This window comes from Janthinobacterium sp. 13 (genome assembly GCF_002749695.1).
GTDB lineage: Bacteria > Pseudomonadota > Gammaproteobacteria > Burkholderiales > Burkholderiaceae_D > Janthinobacterium > Janthinobacterium kumbetense.
The window spans coordinates 2814609-2836096 of the sequence record NZ_PEEQ01000001.1; the positions used below are offsets into that span (position 1 = coordinate 2814609).

At 64.2% G+C, this 21488-nt stretch carries 20 protein-coding genes; 5 read left to right on the forward strand and 15 right to left on the reverse strand.

Annotated features, from left to right (window positions below):
• Positions 1-21 precede the first annotated feature (21 nt).
• The gene (locus CLU94_RS12425) at positions 22-963 is read left to right on the forward strand and encodes a LysR substrate-binding domain-containing protein (RefSeq protein WP_099668286.1); all 942 of its coding nucleotides are present in this window, start codon (positions 22-24) and stop codon (positions 961-963) included.
• 194 nt (positions 964-1157) lie between these two features.
• Complete coding sequence (locus CLU94_RS12430; protein ID WP_099665832.1) at positions 1158-4754, forward strand: indolepyruvate ferredoxin oxidoreductase family protein; 3597 nt, start codon at positions 1158-1160, stop codon at positions 4752-4754.
• A gap of 54 nt (positions 4755-4808) precedes the next feature.
• Here the strand turns inward: CLU94_RS12430 and CLU94_RS12435 are convergent, their stop codons facing one another.
• On the reverse strand, positions 4809-5819 hold the full coding sequence (locus tag CLU94_RS12435; protein ID WP_077398629.1) for a substrate-binding domain-containing protein: 1011 nt from the start codon (positions 5817-5819) through the stop codon (positions 4809-4811).
• 453 nt (positions 5820-6272) lie between these two features.
• Here CLU94_RS12435 and CLU94_RS12440 point away from each other — a divergent pair, with 453 nt between their 5' ends.
• Positions 6273-6605: a hypothetical protein gene (locus tag CLU94_RS12440; RefSeq protein ID WP_143451403.1), complete on the forward strand. Its 333-nt coding sequence runs from the start codon at positions 6273-6275 to the stop codon at positions 6603-6605.
• A 1-nt stretch (position 6606) separates the two neighbouring features.
• Here CLU94_RS12440 and CLU94_RS12445 read toward each other — a convergent pair whose 3' ends face one another.
• Entirely contained in the window at positions 6607-7650 is a 1044-nt protein-coding gene (locus CLU94_RS12445) for an MBL fold metallo-hydrolase (protein ID WP_099668287.1), read from the reverse strand.
• Between the two features lie 169 nt (positions 7651-7819).
• Between CLU94_RS12445 and CLU94_RS12450 the strand changes: the two genes are divergently transcribed.
• Entirely contained in the window at positions 7820-8443 is a 624-nt protein-coding gene (locus CLU94_RS12450) for a TetR/AcrR family transcriptional regulator (protein WP_099665834.1), read from the forward strand.
• On the opposite strand, the gene CLU94_RS12455 is transcribed toward CLU94_RS12450, so the two are convergent.
• Together CLU94_RS12455 and CLU94_RS12460 are read right to left on the reverse strand one after the other, a co-directional pair.
• Complete coding sequence (locus CLU94_RS12455; protein ID WP_099665835.1) at positions 8416-9522, reverse strand: WD40/YVTN/BNR-like repeat-containing protein; 1107 nt, start codon at positions 9520-9522, stop codon at positions 8416-8418. The two genes, CLU94_RS12450 and CLU94_RS12455, sit on opposite strands and share 28 nt — an antisense overlap.
• 4 nt (positions 9523-9526) lie before the next feature.
• Complete coding sequence (locus CLU94_RS12460; RefSeq protein ID WP_099665836.1) at positions 9527-9796, reverse strand: MoaD/ThiS family protein; 270 nt, start codon at positions 9794-9796, stop codon at positions 9527-9529.
• A gap of 91 nt (positions 9797-9887) precedes the next feature.
• Here CLU94_RS12460 and CLU94_RS12465 point away from each other — a divergent pair, with 91 nt between their 5' ends.
• A complete protein-coding gene (locus tag CLU94_RS12465; RefSeq protein WP_099665837.1) occupies positions 9888-10199 on the forward strand; it encodes a hypothetical protein in 312 nt (103 codons plus the stop codon).
• Position 10200: 1 nt separating this feature from the next.
• Here CLU94_RS12465 and CLU94_RS12470 read toward each other — a convergent pair whose 3' ends face one another.
• From CLU94_RS12470 to CLU94_RS28370, 11 genes are all read right to left on the reverse strand, one after another.
• Complete coding sequence (locus CLU94_RS12470) at positions 10201-10497, reverse strand: 2Fe-2S iron-sulfur cluster-binding protein (protein WP_099665838.1); 297 nt, start codon at positions 10495-10497, stop codon at positions 10201-10203.
• 9 nt (positions 10498-10506) lie between these two features.
• Entirely contained in the window at positions 10507-11658 is a 1152-nt protein-coding gene (locus tag CLU94_RS12475) for a Gfo/Idh/MocA family protein (RefSeq protein ID WP_257218781.1), read from the reverse strand.
• Positions 11659-11667: 9 nt separating this feature from the next.
• Positions 11668-12720, reverse strand: coding sequence for a sugar phosphate isomerase/epimerase family protein (locus CLU94_RS12480; protein WP_099665839.1), 1053 nt, complete (start codon positions 12718-12720; stop codon positions 11668-11670).
• A 93-nt stretch (positions 12721-12813) separates the two neighbouring features.
• Entirely contained in the window at positions 12814-13749 is a 936-nt protein-coding gene (locus tag CLU94_RS12485; RefSeq protein WP_257219067.1) for a substrate-binding domain-containing protein, read from the reverse strand.
• A gap of 88 nt (positions 13750-13837) precedes the next feature.
• Positions 13838-14863, reverse strand: coding sequence for an ABC transporter permease (locus CLU94_RS12490; RefSeq protein ID WP_099665841.1), 1026 nt, complete (start codon positions 14861-14863; stop codon positions 13838-13840).
• Positions 14844-16331, reverse strand: coding sequence for a sugar ABC transporter ATP-binding protein (locus CLU94_RS12495; RefSeq protein WP_099665842.1), 1488 nt, complete (start codon positions 16329-16331; stop codon positions 14844-14846). Before CLU94_RS12495 ends, CLU94_RS12490 begins: the two co-directional genes overlap by 20 nt.
• Positions 16331-17356: a LacI family DNA-binding transcriptional regulator gene (locus tag CLU94_RS12500; RefSeq protein WP_099665843.1), complete on the reverse strand. Its 1026-nt coding sequence runs from the start codon at positions 17354-17356 to the stop codon at positions 16331-16333. The genes CLU94_RS12495 and CLU94_RS12500 overlap by 1 nt, the downstream gene beginning before the upstream one ends.
• A gap of 169 nt (positions 17357-17525) precedes the next feature.
• Positions 17526-18113: a hypothetical protein gene (locus CLU94_RS12505; RefSeq protein WP_099665844.1), complete on the reverse strand. Its 588-nt coding sequence runs from the start codon at positions 18111-18113 to the stop codon at positions 17526-17528.
• Positions 18114-18141: 28 nt separating this feature from the next.
• Positions 18142-19053: a glycerophosphodiester phosphodiesterase gene (locus CLU94_RS12510; protein WP_099665845.1), complete on the reverse strand. Its 912-nt coding sequence runs from the start codon at positions 19051-19053 to the stop codon at positions 18142-18144.
• Entirely contained in the window at positions 19028-20632 is a 1605-nt protein-coding gene (locus CLU94_RS12515; protein WP_257218782.1) for a hypothetical protein, read from the reverse strand. Before CLU94_RS12515 ends, CLU94_RS12510 begins: the two co-directional genes overlap by 26 nt.
• Before the next feature lies 1 nt (position 20633).
• Positions 20634-21461, reverse strand: coding sequence for a hypothetical protein (locus CLU94_RS28370; protein ID WP_180278650.1), 828 nt, complete (start codon positions 21459-21461; stop codon positions 20634-20636).
• Between the last annotated feature and the right edge of the window lie 27 nt (positions 21462-21488).

Consider the following 21488-nt stretch of genomic DNA (forward strand, 5'->3'; position numbering starts at 1 on the left):
AACGCACCGCTTCTGGGACCCATGGAACTGCGCCAATTACGCTACTTTGTTGCCATCGTCGACCACGGCTCGCTGTCGCGCGCAGCCCTGATCCTGCACGTGGCGCAGCCGGCCCTGACGCAGCAGCTGCGCCAGCTGGAAGAGGAACTGGGCGTGCAGCTGCTGCACCGCTCGGCGCAGGGCGTGCTCAGCACGGATGCGGGCAAGGTGTTTTACGAGCATGCGCAGGCGATCCTGAAACAGGTGGCCGACGCCCGCTCGGCCGTCACGCAAAGCGCCACGCGGCCGTCCGGCAATGTCACCCTGGGCTTGCCGCACAGCATATCCGGCGCCCTGGCCCTGCCCCTGCTGCTGGCCGCGCGCGAACGCTATCCCGAAATCACCCTGCAGCTGACGGAAGAAATCACGGGCAACCTCAATGAACAGCTCAAATCGGGCCGCATCAACCTGGCCGTGCTGTTCGACGATGGCCAGCTCACGCCCTTTGCCTGCAGCCCGCTGGTGGAAGAGGAGATGCGTTTTATCTGCCGCAACGATTCGCCGTTCGCGCCCGCCGGCCATGCCGTGTCGTTCCAGCAAGCTTTGAGCGCCACCCTGATCCTGCCGGGCCTGCAGCATGGCGTGCGCCCGCGCATCGACAGCCGCGCGCGCGAGCTGGGCCTGGAAACGGCGAACGTGATCGAGATCAACTCGATCGCCATCCTGAAATCGGCCATCCTGGCCGGCATGGGCGCCACCATCCTGCCGGCCGCTCCCCTGCTGGCCGAACTGAACAGCGGCGCCATGCGCAGCTACGCCATCCACAGCCCCGTCCTGTCGCGCACGGTGGCCCTGTGCGCCTCGAAAAACATTCCCCTCACCAATGCGGGCAACGCCGTGAAAAACCTCGTGCTGCAAGTGGCCGCCGAACTGTGCGGCAGCGGGCGCTGGGTGGGCGCGCATGTGCTCGCGCCCATGGCATAAGTATTTCTTATACCCCCATCGGCAAAGCGTATTTGCCCCCTTTCCTGACTCGTTCTACACTGACCACATTAACTATTTTAAATTTAAAATAGTTATGTGCCGCCCACACGCGGCCATCCCGTCTGCACAGTGCGCGCCTTACCGGGCGCGTCCCTTGTACAGCCGCTATCTGAAACACCCTTTTGGAGACAGCCATGTCCGTGACCACGGAAAACGGCTCCGCAGCGTTCGCTAGAAACGCCGGTGCCGCGCCATCTACGCCCCCCGACACTTCCCGTTTGACCACCGTCAGCCTCGACGACAAATACACGGCCACTTCCGGCGCCATCTTCCTGTCCGGCATCCAGGCCCTCGTGCGCCTGCCCATGATGCAGCGCTTGCGCGACCAGGCCGCTGGCCTCAACACGGCCGGCTTCATCTCCGGCTACCGCGGCTCGCCCCTGGGCGGCCTCGATGAAAACCTGTGGAAAGCCAAGAAACAGCTGGAAGCGCACCACGTGCAGTTCGTGCCCGGCGTCAACGAAGACTTGGCCGCCACGGCCGTCTGGGGTTCGCAGCAAGTCGACCTGATCGGCCCGGCCAAGTACGACGGCGTATTCGCCATGTGGTACGGCAAGGGCCCGGGCGTGGACCGCTGCGGCGATGTCTTCAAGCACATGAACCATGCGGGAACGTCAAAACTGGGCGGCGTGCTGCTGGTGGCCGGCGACGACCATGGCGCGTATTCATCGACCCTGCCGCACCAGTCCGACCATTTGTTCTCCGCCTCGATGATCCCCGTCCTGTATCCGTGCAACGTGCAGGAATACCTGGACCTGGGCATCCACGGCTGGGCCATGTCGCGTTTTTCCGGCTGCACGGTGGCCTTCAAGGCGCTGGCCGACACGGTCGAATCGTCGGCCTCCATCGATGCCGACCCGTTCCGCGTGGAAGTCAAGATTCCGCAGGACTTCGTCATGCCCGAAGGCGGCCTGAACGCGCGCCTGTCGAGCATCCCGCTGGGCCAGCAGGCGCGCAACCAGGAAGCGCTGATGCAGGACTACAAGATCTATGCGGCCCTCGCCTACGCGCGCGAAAACAAGCTCAACCACACCACCATCGACAGCCCGAACGCCAAGCTGGGCATCATCGCCTCCGGCAAATCCTACCTGGACGTGCTCGAAGCGCTGGAAGAGCTGGGCATCGACGAGCAAATGGCGGCCGACGTGGGCATGCGATTGTTCAAGGTGGCCATGCCGTGGCCGCTGGAGCCGGACAGCGTGCGTGAGTTTGCGCAAGGTCTCGATGAAATTCTCGTGGTAGAAGAGAAGCGGCAGATCGTCGAATACCAGTTGAAAGAGCAACTCTACAACTGGCGCGACGACGTGCGCCCGCGTGTCATCGGCAAGTTCGACGAAAAGGGTGAATGGGTGGCGCCGCGCGGCGAATGGCTGCTCACGTCCAAGGCCGACTTTTCCGTCTCGCAAGTGGCAAGAGTCATCGCCAGCCGCATCGCGCGCCTGATTTCCGACCCCGTCACCTGCGACTTGATCAAGGCACGACTGAGTTTCCTCGACGCCAAGGACGCGGTCTTGAAAAAGGCCGTGAATACGCCGTTCCGCCCCGCCTTCTACTGCTCCGGCTGCCCGCATAACACGTCGACCAAGGTGCCGGACGGCAGCCTGGCGCTGGCCGGCATCGGCTGCCACGTGATGGCCACGTCGATCTACCCGGAAATGAACAAGCTGACCACGCACATGGGCGGCGAAGGCGCGCCGTGGATCGGCCAAGCCGCGTTTTCCGAATTGCCGCACGTGTTCCAGAACTTGGGCGACGGCACGTATTTCCACTCCGGCTACCTGGCCATCCGCGCCGCGCAGGCCGCCAAGGTGAACATCACCTACAAGATTCTCTACAACGACGCCGTCGCCATGACGGGCGGCCAACCCGTGGACGGCTTGATTACCGTACCGATGATGGCGCAGCAAGTGGCGGCCGAAGGCATCGCCCGCATCGCCCTGGTCACGGAAGATTTATCGCGCTACAGCGACCGCAGCAACCTGCCCGCCCACCTGACCTTGCACGACCGCAAGGACATGGATGCCGTGCAGCGCGAATTGCGCGAAGTACCAGGCGTGTCCGTGCTGATCTACGACCAGACTTGCGCGGCCGAGAAGCGCCGGCGCCGCAAGAAAGGCGAATATCCGGATTTGCCTAAGCGCATGGTCATCAACGACGCCGTCTGCGAAGGCTGCGGCGATTGCGGCGTGCAATCGAACTGCGTGTCGATCTTGCCGAAAGAGACGGAATTTGGCCGCAAGCGCACCATCGACCAATCCTCTTGCAACAAGGATTACTCGTGCGCCAAGGGTTTTTGCCCCAGCTTCGTCACCGTCGAGGGCGGCAACCTGAAGAAAACCAAGACGGGCGCGAGTAAAGCGGGCGAGACGGACAACTTCGGCCCCCTGCCGGAACCGGTCCTGCCCGGCTGCGACGCGCCGTACAATATCCTGATCAACGGCATCGGCGGCACGGGCGTCATCACCGTGGGCGCGCTGATGGGCATGGCGGCCCACCTGGAAGGCAAGGGCGCATCCGTGCTGGACATGACGGGCATGTCGCAAAAGAACGGTTCCGTCACCTCGCACGTGAAAATCGCCCGCTCCCCCGCGCACATCCGCGCCCAGCGCATCGCCACGGGCGAAGCGGACCTGATCCTGGGCTGCGACATGCTGACGGCCGGCGCGCAGGATGCCGTGTCGAAAATGCGTCCTGGCCGCAGCCTGGCCGTCGTCAACCTGCATGAGCAGCCGCCGGGCACGTTTGCGCAAAATGCCGACTGGCAATATCCGACGGCGGAAGTGCGCCAGCTGATCGAGGAATCCGTGGGCGGCGCAGACGCAGCCGACTTCATCGACGCCACAAAACTGGCCACGGCGCTGATGGGCGATTCGATTGCCGCCAACCTGTTCATGCTCGGCTACGCGTGGCAAAAAGGCCGCATCCCGCTGACGGAAGCGGCCTTGCTGCGCGCCATCGAACTCAATGGCGTCGGCATCGAGTCGAACAAGAAAAGCTTCCTGTGGGGCCGCCGCGCCGCCGTCGACGTACGCCGTGTGACGCAAATCGCCACACCGTCACAAGCGATCATCGTGCAAATGCCGCAAAGCCTCGATAGCGTCATCAAAAAACGCGTGGAGTTCCTCACGGCCTACCAGAACGCCGCGTATGCGGACGGTTATTTGACCCTGGTCAAACAGGTGCGCGACCGCGAAAACACCTTGGGACTGGGCCAAAAGTTGTCGACGGCTGTCGCCAAGAGCTATTTCAAGTTGCTGGCCTACAAGGATGAATACGAAGTGGCGCGTTTGTACACGGATGGCCGTTTCGTGGAGCAATTGCAGCAGCAATTCGAAGGCAATTTCTCCGTGAAATTCAACCTGGCGCCGCCGCTGTTTGCGAAAAAGGATGCCAAGGGCCACCTGGTGAAAGCGGAGTTCGGCTCCTGGATGTGGCGCGCCTTCAAGCTGCTGGCGAAAGCCAAGGGGCTCAGAGGCGGCACCTTCGACGTCTTCGGTTATACGGCCGAGCGCAAGATGGAACGCGCGCTGATCGTCGAATACCGCGAATTGCTGGCCGGCATGCTGGTCAACTTGACGGCGGACAACCTGGCCACTTGCGTGGAACTGGCGACCCTGCCCGAAAAAATCCGCGGCTTCGGCCACGTCAAGGAAGCGGCCGTCGCCACGTATCGCCAGGACAAGGCGAGATTGCTGGCCAAGCTGGCGGACGGCAGCAAGCACGCGGCGTAAGCCGGTCAGCGGGGCTTGAAATGAAAACGCAGAGCCTCGGCTCTGCGTTTTTTTTCATTCAGGGCAGCGCCCCACCGTCGCCCCCGGCAACAGCACCGGTTGCCAGATTTCCTGCAGCCGTTCCGGCGGCGTGCCGGCCAGCAGGGATTGCAGCATTTCCACCATCTTCGCGCCGGCGCGGCGCAGGTCGGGCTGGTCGATGGTGGTGACGTTGATGCCGATCAAGGTGTCTTCCACATTGCCCCAGACGATGACGGAGATCTCCTTGCCAATCTCGATGCCCGCATCCATCAGCGCGCGCACCACGCCCACGCCGGACAAGTGATTGTCGACGATGACGGCCGTGGGACGAGGCGAGCAAGCCAGCAATTGCTGCATGGCCTGGTAACCGCTGCGGCGGTCGAAAGTATTGTCGAGCAAATAGTGGGGATCGACCGGCAAGCCCGCTTGCGCCATGCAGCGGATAAAGCTTTCCTTGCGCTCATAAGCAAAATGCAGCTCCAGCGGCGCGCTCAGCAGGGCGATGCGCTGGTGGCCGTGCGCCGCCAGGAACGACACGGCCAGGTCGATGCCCGTGTCGTTGTCGTAATCGAAATATGCATACGGCGCGTCGATGCGCGTGCGGCCATTCGCGACAAAGGGAAAACCCACTTTCGTCAAATACGCGATGCGCTCGTCGACCACCTTGGTGCGGCCCACCACGAGGCCATCGACCTGGCGCCCGCGCACCATGGTTTCATACGAGGGCTGTTCATTCTGCGGCGACACGGGGGCGATGATCAAACTCATCTTCGACGCTTCGACGGCATCCGACATGCCATTCACCACGGAAAGAAAGACGCTGTCGCCCAGGTCGCTGGGCAGCAGCGGATAGATCATGCCCAGCACATTGGTGCGGCCGACGGCCAGGCTGCGCGCCAGCGGGTTGGGCCGGTAGCCGACTTTCTTGGCGGCGGCCAGGACGATTTCACGGGTGCGGGAATTGACTTCCGGATAGCCGTTCAACGCCCTGCTGACTGTCGTTTTCGACATGCCGAGGGCAATTGCGAGGCTCTTGAGATTCATGTTAACTACCTGTCTGTATGGCAAAAGAAACCAACTCTGACCGTCAATTATAGCCCAGAGCGCCAAACAGACCGCGCATTCGCGTGCGCAGACACGGTAGAAAAACAACAACATATTGACTATTTAAAAAGCAACGTTTTAAATGCGACCACGTTTACCATCTCCCCGGCACGGCATCCGTGATGGCAGACAAACAAGGGCCACAAGCGACAGCGGGTACTCACTTTGACAACTATCTCGCCAACGCCGGCATACCGCTTCGGCAACACGCAGCGCGCACGATAGCCTTATCAAGAAAACATAATTCACTGGAACTGTGCGAGAATTTGTCCTACTCTTGATTCAGGTAAAGATTACCGCTTGGCATGTTCTGACAATGATGCCTGGCACAGCACATCGGTCCGGGCTTCCCCCATCCCTGCACGCCTGGACATACTCTCAAAGGTGAACAATGTGGTCACGCTAAGCTCCGTCAACAACTTGCAAGCCTCGCTGGCCACGGCGCAACGCCGGGTCGAACAAGGCCAGAACCAGGTACAGCGCGACAGCGAACAGCTGGCGCAAAGCCGCCAGCTGCTGGCGCGCGAACAGGAGTCGCTGAGCCAGACCCAGCGCAGCAGCCAGCAAGCCCAGGCCGATGCCCCGGCCGCCGTCAAGGCGCCGCAGCTGGACCAGGCGATCAAGGTGGCCGTGCCGCAACAAGCCATCCCCGCCGCACCGAAAAGCACGCCCCAGCTGAACGGCTATGGCCAGACGGTGGGACGCCTGATCGACGTGACGGCATAAATTACCGAATCATCTCCTCTTCCAGCATCGCCAGCCACCATTTTTCGCCCTTCTTCGGCTGCGCCAGGTCGACCGCCTCGCCCATCTGCGGCGTGGCCAGGTTCACGCCCTGCTTGGCCGCCAGCCCCGCGATGCGGTCGAACGGTTCATGCCAGGCGTGCAGCCCCAGGTCAAACGTGCCGTTATGCACGGGCATCAGCCACTTGCCGCGCAAGTCCAGGTGGGCTTGCAAGGTCTGTTCCGGCTGCATGTGCACGTCCGGCCACAGCTTGTCGTAGGCGCCCGTCTCGATCATGGTCACGTCGAACGGGCCGTACTTGTCGCCGATCTGCTTGAAACCGTCGAAATAGCCGGAGTCGCCGCTGAAAAACACGCGCACCTCGGGCGCGTCGATGACCCACGAGGCCCACAGGGTTTGATTGCCGTCAAACAAGCCGCGTCCCGAGAAATGCTGCGACGGCGTGGCCACCAGTTTCACACCGGCAATCGTCGTGCCTTGCCACCAGTCGAATTGCCGTACCTTATCCTTCGGCACGCCCCATGCCACCAGGGTATCGCCCACGCCCAGCGGCGTCACAAAATGCTCCGTCTTGGCGGCCAGTTGCAGCACGGCAGCGTGGTCGAGGTGGTCGTAATGGTCGTGCGACAGGATGACGGCCTTGATCGGCGGCAAGTCGGCGATGCTGATGGGCGGCTGGTGGAAACGCTTCGGTCCGGCCCACTGCACCGGCGAAGCGCGTTCGGAAAACACGGGGTCGGTGAGGAAGAATTCATTGTTCAGTTTCAACAGCAGGGTCGAGTGGCCCAGGCGAAACAAGCTGTTGTCGGGCGCGGCCAGCAGTTGCGCCCGGGTCAAGGCTTGCACGGGTACGGCAGCGGCCGGCACGGTGCTGTCGGGCTTATCGAAGAAAAACGTCCACATCAGCTTGAGCGTTGCGGCCGTGCCCAGCTTGTGCATTTGCACGGGGTTGCGGAACTTGCCGTCGAGGCGTTGTGGCGATGCTATGGGCGCGGCAGGCGCGGCGCGCAAGGTGCAAGAACTCATGATGATCAGGACTCCCAAGGATAAGAGACGACGTGCGACTCGGTGCAAGTGCATATGCGGCCCGGCAAAGAATTAACAAGGGTTAAATTACACTACACAGTGTAGTTCCTATTTCTGGCAAAGTAAACCAAGAGGTGTAAAATATTGTTTTCAAAGGAGATTTCCCGCCATGGCCGCACCGCAACGCCTCACCGACCGCAAGCGCGTCGCCATCGTCGATGCCGCCATCGCCGAGTTCCGCGAGCACGGTTTTGATGCGACCAGCATGGACAAGATCGCCGCCACGGCTGCCGTATCCAAGCGCACCGTGTACAACCATTTCCCCAGCAAGGACGAGCTGTTCGCGGAAATCCTGCAGCGCATGTGGGAAAGCAGCATGGCCCAGCCTGCCGTGCCCTATGTTGCCGACCAGCCCCTGCGGCCGCAAGTGCTGGCCCTGGTCGAGCAAAAGATGGACTTGCTGTGCGATCCGGCCTTCATCGACCTGGCGCGCGTGATCTTTGGCGAAACCATCCACTCGCCCGCGCGCGCGCAAGCGATGGTGACGCGCCTGAATGAAAAGGAAACGGGCCTGAATATCTGGATCCGCGCGGCGCAGCAGGACGGGCGCATCAAGGCGGGCGAGACGCTGGAAGTGGCGCACCTGCTGATGTCGCCCTTGAAAACCTTTGCCTTCTGGCCGCAGATCACCCTGGGCGAGCCTTTGCTGGGCCCGGCACGCCGGCGCGAAGTGACGGAACTGGCCGTCGATATCTTCCTGTGCTACTACGGCGTGGCAAAACAGACGGCATAAACGGGCGGCAAGTGGGCGGAAATGGTCTGCCAGTGTTCGCCCCCGTCGCCTGAAAACCAGGCGCCGCCCGTCGTCGACGCCATCAACAGACTGCGCCCATCGTCGGCCAGCGCCAGCCCGTGGCGGTAGACGAGGTCGTAGCAATGCTGCTGCGGCAATCCCGCGCGCAAGACTTCGAAGGTTTTCCCGCCATCGCGCGTGCGCGTCACGGCCAGCGCACCGTCGATGGGAATGCGCAGCACGTCCGCCTGCGCCGGCACGAACCAGGCCGTGTCGCCATCGCGCGGATGCACGGCCACGGCAAAGCCGAAATGCGCCAGCGGCGCCGTCGTCACCTCTTGCCAGTGCCAGCCGGCATCGTCCGAGCGCCAGATGCCGTTATGGTGCTGGCACCACAGCGCCTCCGGCGCGCCGGCGCTGCGCACGATGCGGTGCGGGTCTTGCACGGCTTCGTTTTCATCGAGTTCGGGCGGCATGTAGTCGGCGCGCATGCCCGTCGCGCTCAAGGCCCAGCTGGCGCCGCCATCGACCGTTTGCCACACGCCGCCGCAGGACACGCCCACCAGCACCTTGGCGCTGTCGCGCGGATCGACGCAGATGCTGTGGATGCCGGGCACGTCGTAACCGCCGCCAAACCACTGCGCCCGCTGCGGCACGTTCCACAGGGATTCCACCAGCTGCCAACTGTCGCCCCGGTCGCTGGAACGAAACAGGCCGCCAGGCAGGGTGCCCGCCCACAGCACGCCGGGCTGGTCCGCGCCGCCGGCCGCCAGCGACCAGATTTGCCGCAGGGTCCAGTCCACGCTATCCGTGCTGCCTTCCGGCTTGGCGGGATAGGCGGGCACGGCGACTTCTTTCCATTCGCCACTGCCCGCGTCGCGCCGGTGCAGCTTGGCGCCGAAGTGCCCCAGGTTCAGGGCCGCATACAAGGCGCCGTCGCGGCCGTCGTGCAGCAGCATGGAGACGGGATCGCCGGCAAACTGCACCAGCGCCAGCTGCCAGACGCCGGCCGCATCGACATCGAACTGGAACAGGCCCTTGCGGGTGCCGAGATACGCGCGCTGCGGGACTGCTGTCATGGCGTCAACCTCCGGAAAGTGCCTGCAAGATATACACCTGGCTGTCGGGCCGCAAAGCGTCGTCGAGCACGCGCCGCTCGCGGCAGCGGGCGCCGTCGATGAAGATCACCACATTGGGGCGCAAGGCGCCCTGCTCGTCGAGCACATAGCCGCGCAGGCGCGGCTGCCGGGCAAACGCGGCATCGAGGGCGGCGCGCAGGCGTGGCGCATCCACCTCCACGGCAGGAACGTCGAGGAAACGCGCCAGTTGTTGCGTAAAGTGCAAGTTCGCCATGCTGCCTTCGACGTCATCGGCCTGGACTCATTCTAGTCCCCTTTGCGGCCAATACAATTAAAATAGAGGCAAGCACACAAGGAGGCCAGGCATGACGATTACCCCGGAAGAACTAGCGGTGCTGATGCAGGAAGTGGAAGTGGCCGATCCCATCGATTTTGCCGACTTGCCCTTCGACGAGCAGGAATTGCGCGGACTGATCGCCAATCACCTGTGCGAGATGACCGACGCGATGGAAAGTTTCAGCCCGGAAGACCGCAACCTGGCGCTGCTGGCCGTGGCGGCCAAGCTGGTGCTGGAAAACCTCGTCTTGCACGTGCAATTGCTGCGCCGCCACGGCTTGCCCGTCAGCGACAGCGTGGACGCGCTCCTGCAGCGCCTCAAGGGCGGCAAGCCGTCGTGAATTAATTGCCCGTGCGCACGGCGCGCGCCTGGATGGTGACATCGCTGTCCGCCACGGCCACGCAGGGCAGGATGTAGCCGTCGAGCCGTTCATCGGGGCTGATGCCGGGCCAGTCCACCGTGTAGCGTATCGTTCCCTCGGGCATGTGACAGATACACGTGCGGCAGGTGCCGTTGCGGCAGGAGCTGAGCAGGCGAATGCCGGCCAGTTCGGCGGCAGCCAGGATGGTGCTGCCCGCATCGGCCGGGAATTGCCAGCCTTGCGGGACGATCGTGATGGTAAAGGGAAGCGCGCTCATGCCTCCAGTTTAACAGTCCGGCAGCGCGGTCCAGCGACCGCCATCCGCATGGCTGCTCAGCACGGCTTCCGCAAAGGCCAGGCCGGCCACGCCATCGGTGACGGTGGGCAGCCAGCCCGCTTCCTCGGGCACGGGCAAGCCAGCTTGCAGGGCGCGGATGCGCAAGGCCGCGTCCAGGTACAACTGGGCGAACGCTTCCAGATACCCTTCCGGATGGCCGGCCGGCACGCGCGTGGCGTGGCGCGCCGCGGCGCTGTCGACCCGGCCCGGGCGCAGCAGCTGGCGGTTGCCGCCCTGCGGCGTGAACCACAGTGCATTCGGTTGTTCCTGATCAAAGTCCAGCTGCGCCTTGCTGCCGAACAAGCGCAGGCGCACCGTGTTTTCGCAACCGGTCGCCACCTGGCTGGCCCACAGGGTGCCTTTCGCCCCATTCGCGTAGCGCAACATCACCTGCACGTGGTCGTCCAGCGTGCGGTTGGGAACAAAGGTCGACAATTCCGCCAGCACCTGCCGCGGCGTCAAGCCGCTGACGAATTGCGCCAGGTGATACGCGTGCAAGCCCACGTCGAGCAGCACACCGCCCGGCCCCGCCTTCTGCGGATCGTTATGCCAGTTGCCTTCGCTCATGCCGCCCGCCGCGATGGCATCGGCCAGCCAATCCTGCGAATACTCCACCTGCACGAGGCGCAGCTCGCCGATGTCGCCCGCCTCGACCATGGCCCTGGCGTGGCGCAGCAGCGGGTAGCCGCTGTAGGTATGCGTGAGCGCAAACAGCAGGTTTTTCTGCTGCGCCAGCGCCGCCAGCGCCTGGCCTTCCGCCAACGATATTCCCAGCGGCTTGTCGCAGATCACGTGGATGCCCGCTTCGAGGAAGGCCGTGGCGACGGGCGCATGTAAATGATTCGGCGTGACGATGGCCACGGCCTCGATGCCGTCCGCGCGCGCGGCCTCCGCCTGCGCCATGGCGCGGTAATCGCTGTAGCAACGCTCCGGCGCCAGGTGCAGCGCGGCGCCGCTGTCGCGCGCGCGCTGCGGGTCGGACGACAGGGCGCCCGCCACCAGTTCATACTGGTCGTCGATGCGCGCCGCGATGCGGTGCACGGCGCCGATAAATGCGCCCTGCCCGCCCCCTACCATGCCCAATCGCAAGCGTCGCTGCATGTCGTCTCCCTATTTCAAGCCAAGCAAGTGATGGATTTGATCCTGGTCAACCGTGCTGCCCGCGAAATCGTCGAACGCGTGCTGCGCCACGTGGATGATGTGCTCGCGGATGAAGCGCGCCCCTTCGGCCGCCCCATCCTCCGGGTGTTTCAGACAGCATTCCCATTCCAGCACGGCCCAGCCGGGAAAGTCGTACTGCGCCATCTTGGAAAAGATGGCCTTGAAATCGATCTGCCCATCGCCCAGCGAGCGGAAGCGCCCGGCCCGGTCTTGCCAGTCGCCATAGCCGCCATACACGCCCTGGCGCCCGTTGGGCCGGAATTCCGCATCCTTGACGTGAAAGGCCTTGATGCGCGCATGATAAATGTCAATGAAGGCCAGGTAGTCGAGCTGCTGCAGCACGAAGTGGCTGGGGTCGTACAAGATGGAGGCGCGCGGGTGGTCATCGACGGCGGCCAGGAAACGCTCGAACGTCACGCCATCGTGCAAGTCCTCGCCCGGATGCAATTCGTAGCACAGGTCCACGCCGGCCGCGTCGAACGCGTCGAGGATGGGCAGCCAGCGTTTCGCCAATTCCGCGAACGCCGTTTCCACCAGGCCGGCGGGGCGCTGCGGCCACGGGTACAGATACGGCCAGGCCAGCGCGCCGGAAAACGTCACGTGCGCCGTCAAGCCCAGGCGCTGCGAGGCGGTGGCCGCCCACAGCAGCTGCTGCGTGGCCCAGGCCGTACGGGCGGCGGGATCGCCGCGCACCTGTTCCGGCGCAAAGCCGTCGAACAGGGCGTCGTAGGCGGGATGCACGGCGATCAGCTGGCCCTGCAAATGCGTCGACAATTCCGTCACCTGCAAGCCGTGGCGCGCCAGCAGAGCGACCACGTCGTCGCAATACTGCTGGCTGGCAGCCGCTTGTTCCAGATCAAACAATCGCGGCGCCGTTGGCAGCTGCAAGCCCTTGTAGCCCAGGCCGGCCGCCCATTGCGCCAGGTGCTCGAGCGAGTCGAACGGCGGCTCGTCGCCGAGAAACTGGGCCAGGAAGATGGCCGGGCCCTGGATGGTTTTCATATCGATGTCCTGTTAGATAAAGCCGGGGTCAGACCCTCAATGCCGCTAACGCAAAGGTCATTGCTAGCGGGCGAGGGGGTCTGACCCCAGATTTTAAAAAGGCGAGTTCGGAAAGTAGAACTGCTTGGCGTTCTCGCGCGTGATCAGCACCGACGGGATGATGGTGTTGGCCGGCAATTTATCACCTTTCAGGCGCGCTTCCGTCGTCAGCTTGATGGCGTCGTACATGAACTTGGGCGAGTACGACACGTCGGCCACGATCAGCGGGTCGGAACCGTCCATGATCTTCTTCACGGCGCCCTTCGCGCCCGCGCCGCCGAACACTTGCTTGATGTCCGTGCGCTTCGCTTGCGCGATGGCCTTTTGAACGCCGATGGCCATGTCGTCATCGGCAGCCCAGACGGCGTCGATATGCTTGAAGCGGGTCAGGTAATCCTGCATGACCTTGAAGGCGTCGTCGCGGTTCCAGTTGCCGTACTTGGCGTCGAGCACCTTGATGTCGGGATGGCCTTTCATCACGGCGGAAAATGCGTCATAGCGCTCGTTGTCGAGCGTCGTCGGCATGCCGCGCAGCGCGACGATATTGCCCTTGCCATTCAAGCTCTTCGCCAGGTACTCGGCCGGCAGCTTGCCGAAGGCCGTGTTGTCGCCCGCAATGTAGGCATCCTGCGACTGCGTGTTCGTCAAGCCGCGGTCCACCACCGTCACGTACACGCCCTTGTTCTTCACTTGCGCCACGGGCTGCGTCAGCGAGGCCGACTCGATGGGGAAGATGACCAGCGTGTTGATCTTGTTCACCGTCAACATGTCCTGCAGCTGGTTCGCCTGCTCGGGCGCCGTGGCGGCCGTCTTGACGATGATTTTCAGCCCCGGATGGGCTTTTTCCAGCTCCGCCTTGGCCTGGTTGGCCCACCACACGATGCCCGAGGTAAAGCTGTGCGTGGCCGTGGGAATGGCCACGCCCACCACCAACTTTTCTGCCGCCTGCGCACCCGGCAGCGCCCACGCCTGCATCACCAGCACTGCCATCCCTGCTACCCGTATAAAGCTCTTCATGCTGCTCTCCTCCAAGGTTGTGGGCGCCCGGTGGCCGCCCTTTCAGAACGCCGCTGTGTTTTTATTTGCGGCCTCGCTGCAGGAAGGCGACGGCGATGATCACCACGCCTTGCACTGCGGCATTCAGGTAGACACTGATGATGCTGGTCAAATTCAGGATGTTGCTGATCACGGATAATAAAATCGCGCCGATGACGGTGCCGACGATGCGCCCTTCGCCCCCTTTCAGGGCCGTGCCGCCCACGACGACGGCGGCGATGGCTTCCAGTTCCCACAGCAAGCCCGTCGTGGGCGTGGCCGAGCCCAGGCGCGGCACGTACAGCACGGTGGCGATGCCCACGCACACGCCCAGCAGCATGTAGGTGGCAATTTTCACCTTGTCGACGTTGATGGCCGCGTAGCGCGCCACTTGCTCGTTGGAACCAATCGCCTGCACGTGGCGGCCAAACGTCGTGCGGTTGAGGATGATGGCGCCGGCCGCCGCGACGAAGAGGAAAATCCAGATGGGGATAGGCGCGCCCAGCACGCTCGTGTAGTAGACGGGGCTGTACAGCTCGGACAGGGTGGCGTCCAGGGTCAGCGCGCCGCCATCGGCCAGGTACGTCAAGACGGCGCGGAAGATGCCCAAGGTGCCCAGGGTAACGATGAACGGCTCGATATTGCCCTTGCTGATCAACAAGCCATGCATCAGGCCGAATCCCGCGCCCAGGATCAAGGCCATGGCGATGCCCAGCACCAGCATGGTGATGGGCGCCAGGTCGCCGCCCGCCCCTTGCGCCAGCGCATTCATGAAATAAATCATGCAGCCGGCGATCAGGGCCGCCATGGAGCCGACGGACAGATCGATGCCGCCGGAAATGATGACGAAGGTCATGCCGACAGCGATGATGCCAATAAAAGCCGTGCGCGTGAGCACGTTCATCAGGTTGTCCACAGTGGCGAAGTCGCCATTGAGCAAGGTGCCCGCGATGCACAGGGCCAACAGGCCCAGCACGGGGCCGAAACCCTTGATGCGCGCGCCCAGTCTGGCGATGCTGGCGCCCGGGGCGCCGGTGGAGACAGTGGTGTCAGTGCGTGCCGGTTGCATGGGCAATCAACTCCTCTTCGGTCAGGTGGTCAGCAGACAGGGTGGCTTGCAAGGTGCCGGCGCGCATCACGGCGACCCGGTGGCACAGGCCGATCAATTCGATCAGTTCGGATGAAATCACGATCACGGCGCGCCCTTCGGCGGCCAGGCGGTGGATCAAAAAGTAAATATCGCGCTTGGCGCCCACGTCCACGCCGCGGCTCGGCTCATCGAGCACGACGACACGGGGGTCCGAATGCAGGTATTTCGCCAGCGCCAGCTTTTGCTGGTTGCCTCCCGACAGCATGCGCGCGCGGCTGTCCAGGTCGCCCGTGCGGATATTGAAGTCCAGCACCGCCTTGGCCAGCGCCGCTTTCTCGCCTGCCACGTCGAGCCACGGCCGCGCATAGCGCTCCATCGTCATCAGGGTGAGGTTTTCGCGCAAGCCCAGGTTCACATGTAGACCTTTTCCCTTGCGGTCTTCGCTCAAATACGTCATGCCATGCTGCATGGCCTGCTTGGGCGTGCGGATGTCCACGGGCTGGCCATTGAGATGGATCAACCCCGCGCTGCGCGGACGCAAGCCCAGCAGCGCCTCGAACGATTCCGTGCGCCCCGCCCCCACCAGGCCCGCAAAGCCCAGCACTTCGCCGGCCCGCACCTCGAACGACAATTCCTTGGCCCAGCCGGGCACGCACAAGCCATCGACCTTCAACAGCACGGGCGCGTCTTTCGCCAGCGCCACTTTCGCCGGGAACATGTCCGACAGTTCGCGCCCCACCATCAGGTTCGCCATCTGCTGGCGCGTCAGGCTGGCCGTCGGTTCGCGCGTGACGAAACGCCCGTCGCGCATGACGATGACCTCGTCCGTGTTGCGCTCCACTTCATCGAGCTTGTGGGAAATGTAGAGAATCGTCACGCCGTCCGCTTTCAGCTGCGCCATGACGGCGAACAGGCGCTGGGTTTCCGACGACGTCAGGGTGGCCGTCGGTTCATCCATGATCAGGAAGCGGGCGCGGCGCGACAGGGCCTTGGCGATTTCCACAAGTTGCTTTTCAGCCACAATCAAGTCGCGGATTTTCGTCTCGGGCAACACATCCAGGCCCACCTGTTTCAAATAGCGCGATGCTTCTTCCCGCATGGCGGCCTCGTCGAGCAGCCAGCCGCGCGTCTGCTCGTGGCCGAGGAACATGTTTTGCGCCACCGTCAGGTGTTCGGCCAGGTTGAATTCCTGGTGGATCAGCACGATGCCGGCCGATTCCGCCGCACGCGAGCTGGCGAAGCGCCGGGGCTGGCCATCGATTAGCAACTGCCCTTCGCTCACCGCCTCGTAGCCGGCGAGGATTTTCATCAGGGTCGACTTGCCGGCGCCATTTTCGCCCAGCAAGCCATACACGCGCCCCGGCGCCAGGTTGAAACTGACGCCATGCAAGACGCGCACGGGGCCGAAATCCTTGCACACCCCCTCGAAACCGACGGCAACGCTCACTATGCACTCCCTCGCAAGACCAAGTTATGGTTAAGCAACACGCCCGGCACCTGTGCCGCCGGATCCGCCAAGCGCTGCAGCAACAGTCTCGCCGCCGTCTCGCCCAGCTCGCGCATGGGCTGCGCGATAGTGGTCAAGCCCGGATCGATCTGCGCGGCGATGGCGATATCGTCGAAACCGATGACGGCCACGTCTTCCGGCACGCGCTTGTTCAGCTGGCGCAGCGCGCTCAGCACGCCAATGGCCAGGGTGTCGGACACGGCAAAGATGGCCGTGGGCGCGTCGGGCTGGGCCATCATCCGCAAGGTGGCGGCCGTGCCCGCTTCGTAATCGAGGCTTTGCACCGTGTGCACCCACTGCGGCTGCACGGGCAAGCCGGCGGCGGCCAGGGTGTCCAGATAGCCTTGCTGGCGTTGCCGCGCATACAGATAGCGTTCATCCGAGTTGATCAGGCCGATGCGCGTATGGCCGCGCGCCAGCAGATGCGCGACGGCGTCGGAGGCGGCCCGGTGGTTGTCGATGCCGACATAGGGCACGGCCACGGCGGGGTCGAATTCGCAGCACGCCACCCACGGCAGGCTGACGGATTCATGCGACAAGGCATGCTGTACCGTGTCCGGATCGAGGCAGATGGCGCCGTCGGCGCGGTGCATGCGCAGCAAGTCGAAATACGAGCGCTCGCGGCCCGCGTCGGCGCCCGTGTCGCACAGCAACACGAAATAGCCGTGTTCGCGCGCCACCGTGTCGATGCCGCGCACGATCTGCGCATAAAAGGGGTTGCCCACGTCGGGCACCATGGTGAGCAGCATGCGGCTCTCGGCCGTGCGCAGGCTGCGCGCCAGATGGTTCATGCGGTAGCCCAGGGCCGCCACGGAAGCGAGCACCTTGTCGCGCGTGGGCGCCCGCACCCCGGCTTGCTCGTTCATCACGCGCGACACGGTGGCCACCGACACGCCCGCATGCGCGGCAACGGCGCTGATGGAGACGGTTTCTGTCGGCAAAGGTGATGGAACGGCTGGCGGCATGAAGGTGCTCAATAAAATGTAATCGATTACATTTATAAGCCAGTCGCGCGCGCGATGCAAACATTATCGATGCTGCGATGCGCAAAAAAGAGGCAGGAATGCGGCAGGAATGCGACAGAAAAAGGCAAAAACGGGGCAAAAACGGCCCTGCGCGGGCCGTCGGATACAGCTATTTCTGGGCTTGCAAGGCGCTTTGCTGCACGGCAAAACCGGCGCGCACGGCGGACAGGGCCGCCACCCACAGGATCAGGCCGGCACCGAGACAGCCGATGGGGTGCATGGGGCCATGGCGCACGGTCAGCGGATAGCCGATGGCCCACACGCACAGGGCCATGCCGATGGCCAGGTGGCGGCGCGCCTTGAACAGCCAGGCCAGCGGGAAGAAATGCAGGCCCACGATGAGAATGACCGCGGGAATGAACCACGCCTGCAAGCCCATGTTTTTCAGGACGTTGCCGACGATGAAGATGGCGATCCATTGCCCGGCGTTCACAATATTGAACAGCCGCCCCACGCGTTTCGCTTCCGGCGATTGTTCCGCCGCCGCATGCGCGGCGCGGTGGCGCCGGAACTGGCGCCACGCCAGCATGAACAGCAGGACGGTGACGCCGGCAACCGGCAGCAGCCTGAGCGGATGCGCGCCATACGTCTGCACGCACCAGGCGGCCACCCACAGGCCGCCAAACAGGGAAAAGAACATGGCGCCGATGGCGCTACGGGCCAGCGCGGCGGCGGGGTCGGGTTGCGGCAGGGTCATGGCATGGTCTCTCGGCAAGTAAAAATGCTTACTTCATCATCGCACAAAACGTCTCGGGATTGCCGTCAAGAATGACGCCGCTGGGCCAGCGGTGGCTGCGCTGCTGGGCGCGCAGCAGCGAGGCGGCCAGGGCCGAGTCGCCATCGACGGCGTACACGAAGACGGGCATGTTCAGGCTGGCGGCATCAGCCAGCAGATTCGGATTGGCGTCCAGGCTGCGCGCATCCACATGCACGCCGGTGGGCATGCCGATCTGTTGCTGCACACGCTGCAGCCACGGCTTGTCCAGCTTGGGCGGGCGGGCATTTTTCGCGATATAGCGGCTGACCCGGTTGGCGCCGGCCGCCTGCGCATTGCGCGCGTCAAACACGAGCAGGCCCAGGTAACCCTGCGGATCGGCGCGGCGCGCGCACGCCAGGTTGTTCGGCACGCCCGACGTCAAAAACCAGTTGCCGTGCTTGATGTTCGCGCGCAACTGTCCCACCAGGGTGGCGATCGGCGCGCACGACGACACCACATCCTTGATTTCCGCATTCAGGGTCTTGGCCGGGAACGCCGTCGCCAGGTCGGCGACATCGGTGACGAAGGGCGGCGTTTCCGGCGTGGCCACGCCGCGGTTCTTCATGCTGGCGGCGCGCCAGTCGTCGGCCGTCAATTGTTTCACGGTGCGGGGCGAGCCCGTGTCGACGACTCTGCCCGTCAGCAAGTCGTGGTGCACCACCCAGCTGCCGTCGCCCAGCAGCTGCAAATCCGTCTCGACGCCGTCCCAGGTGCCGAAATACGTGTTGCGCAGCGCGCTCAGCGAGTTTTCCGGCGCATTGCCGGCGCCGCGGTGCGCATGCATCTTCATGCCCAGGCAATCGGCTTGCGCGGCCGTGCTGCACATGGCGAACAGCAAGGCCAGCGCGGCCGCCTTATTTTTGTTGCGGGTGATAGCCATAGTGAATTCCCTGCAAAACATGGATGCGGATCGCTTCGTTGACGGGGTAGCTGTAGCCCTGCCCCACCGCCACGACGTGCGTGATATTGGCCAGGATGGCCTTGCCGGCGAGATTCCAGCGCGTGCTGTCGGGCTCGCCCTGGCGCGTCCAGTCCAGCATTTGCCGGAACAGCTCGCTACGCGTGACGTTGTTGTCCAGCACCGACAGCATGCCCCAGGTGCCCGCAAAGGCCGTCGCCAGCACGCCCGTGGCGATCCAGGCGGAGCGCCGGCTCAGCTGCCCATCGGCGCCCGCCTGCTCGCCACGGCGCATGGCCAGCAGCAATAGTACGACGGTCGCGATCAGATACAGCAATTTGGAAAAGTGGCCGATGGCGCCCAGCAGCGAGAAGAACAGGGCCACGGGCGGCACGATGGCGGCGCGCGCCGCTTCCTTGCCTTCGTGGAAGAACCTGCCGCCCGCTTCAAAATCCGTGCGGCTGGCACGGTATTCCACCAGTTTTTCCGCCGTCTGGCGATCCAGGAACTGGTCGAACAGGCGGCCGAACTCGGCCGGACTCGCATACGCGGCCTGCACCGTGGCGCTGGCCGGCAACTTCAACGCTTCGCGCAATTCCGCCTGCACGCCGGGGCGCGCGACAAAAGCGGCAAACGGCAAGCCCGGCGGGATGCGCTCGCCGCGCACGGAGACGCCCTTGCCGGCCGCCTCGGCCGCGTAACGGCGCTTGACGGCGGCGCGGAAGCCCAGCTCGTCATCGGTACGCCAGTTGGCGGGCACGGGCACTTTCTTGCGCACATTGTTGACGACGGCAACCTGGCGCCGCATCGGCACCGAATGCGGCTGCCAGCCGCGCCGCGACAGGCTGCTCACGTATTCCTGCCACGACGATTGCTGCTTGGCGCGCAAGCCGGCATCGTTGTCGGGGATGATGCCCGCATACAATTCCCACTTGCCGGCCAGCTCGCGCATGGCCTCTTGATATTTGTCATAGTAGCCGGACGGGCCGCCTGCCACCTGGCGCACGTTGGCGCGCACCAGCTGCTCCTTGGCCGGTCCCATGCGCTCGTCAAGATGCCGCACCGAGACGGCCAGGAAGGGGAACAGGGCCAGAAAGGATTTCCCCTCCGGCTTGGCGAACAGGGTGGGATCGTCAACCAGGCCCTGCAGCTGCAAGCTGCCGCCTACCAGCGAACGCTGCAGCAAGGTGGTGTTGAAGGCCATGCGGCGAAATTCGGCGTCGCGTGTATTGACCAGCACATTCACCGTGGTTTTCAGCACGCCGAAGACGACGCCGGCCGTCACCACGCAGCAGACGAGGATCTTGGTCCAGCCCGGCCCGCTGCCATTGTTCTTCAGCCGGCGGCGCCACATCAGCTGCAACACCACCAGCGCGGCGGCGATGCCCGACAGGCTGCGGCCATAGAATTCCACCCCTTCCACGTCTTCCGGCTTGACGTTGCCCCCCACCACGTCGAGCAGGCGGGCATTGAAGCCCAGCTCGAAGCACAGATACATAATGGTGAGGACGATCAGGATCAAGGTCTGCCGGATTTGCAGACTGCGCAAGCTGGCGGCCATCCTATTTCCTCAAATCGATGACGACGGGCTTGATTTCTTCCGTCTGGAAACTCATGGCGGCCGGCACGCGCGAAGCGCTCTCGCCGGCACGCGCGGCCGGAGCTGCCGCTGCCGGGGCGCCAGGCACGGTGCGGGCTGGCGCGGGCGCTTCCTGCGCCACCTGGCGGCGGTTCCGGCTGGTGGCGCGCGTGGCGGGCTTGGTGGCGGCGGCCGGTGCGGCCGCCGGTGCGGCAGGAATCACGCGCCCGCTGTCGCTGCCAGGCACGGTAGCGATGACGGGGCCGGCGGCGCGCAAGGCGTCGTCGGCAAACGGCTGCGCGCGCGTATCGACGCCGGGCGGCACGGGCACGCTGGCGTTGAGCAGCCGGCTGTCCGTGTAAATCATGCGCGCCAGGCGGTTGTAATTGGGGAAGTCGATATTGAGCGATTTGCCATCGGCCGCCAGTTCCACGCGGGGGCGGTCGCTGCAATTGCCGACCGTCCACTGCAGCACGTCCGTGCCCTGGAACGCCAGCACTTCATAGCGGTAGGCGCAGCCGCGCTCCTGGGTTTCGACGATCACCACGGTGCGCTCGCCCACGTTTTCCACGCGCGCCACGCGGGCCGTGATGGCCTTGTCCAGCGGCACGACGCGGAACGCCTGCGACAGCTTGATCGAATACTTGCCCTTCGGATCCTTGCGCAAAGTGCCTTCCGTGCCATCGCGCAAGCGGAAGGTGGAAATCGGCGTGCCGAACAGCTCGGCCGTATCGAGGCCCATCAACACGCCGCCACGGCCATTCGGCGTCATGGCGCAGCCCGTCAACAGGACGCCGGCGGCCAGGCCCATGGCCAGTTTGCGCCAGTGCGCAGATGC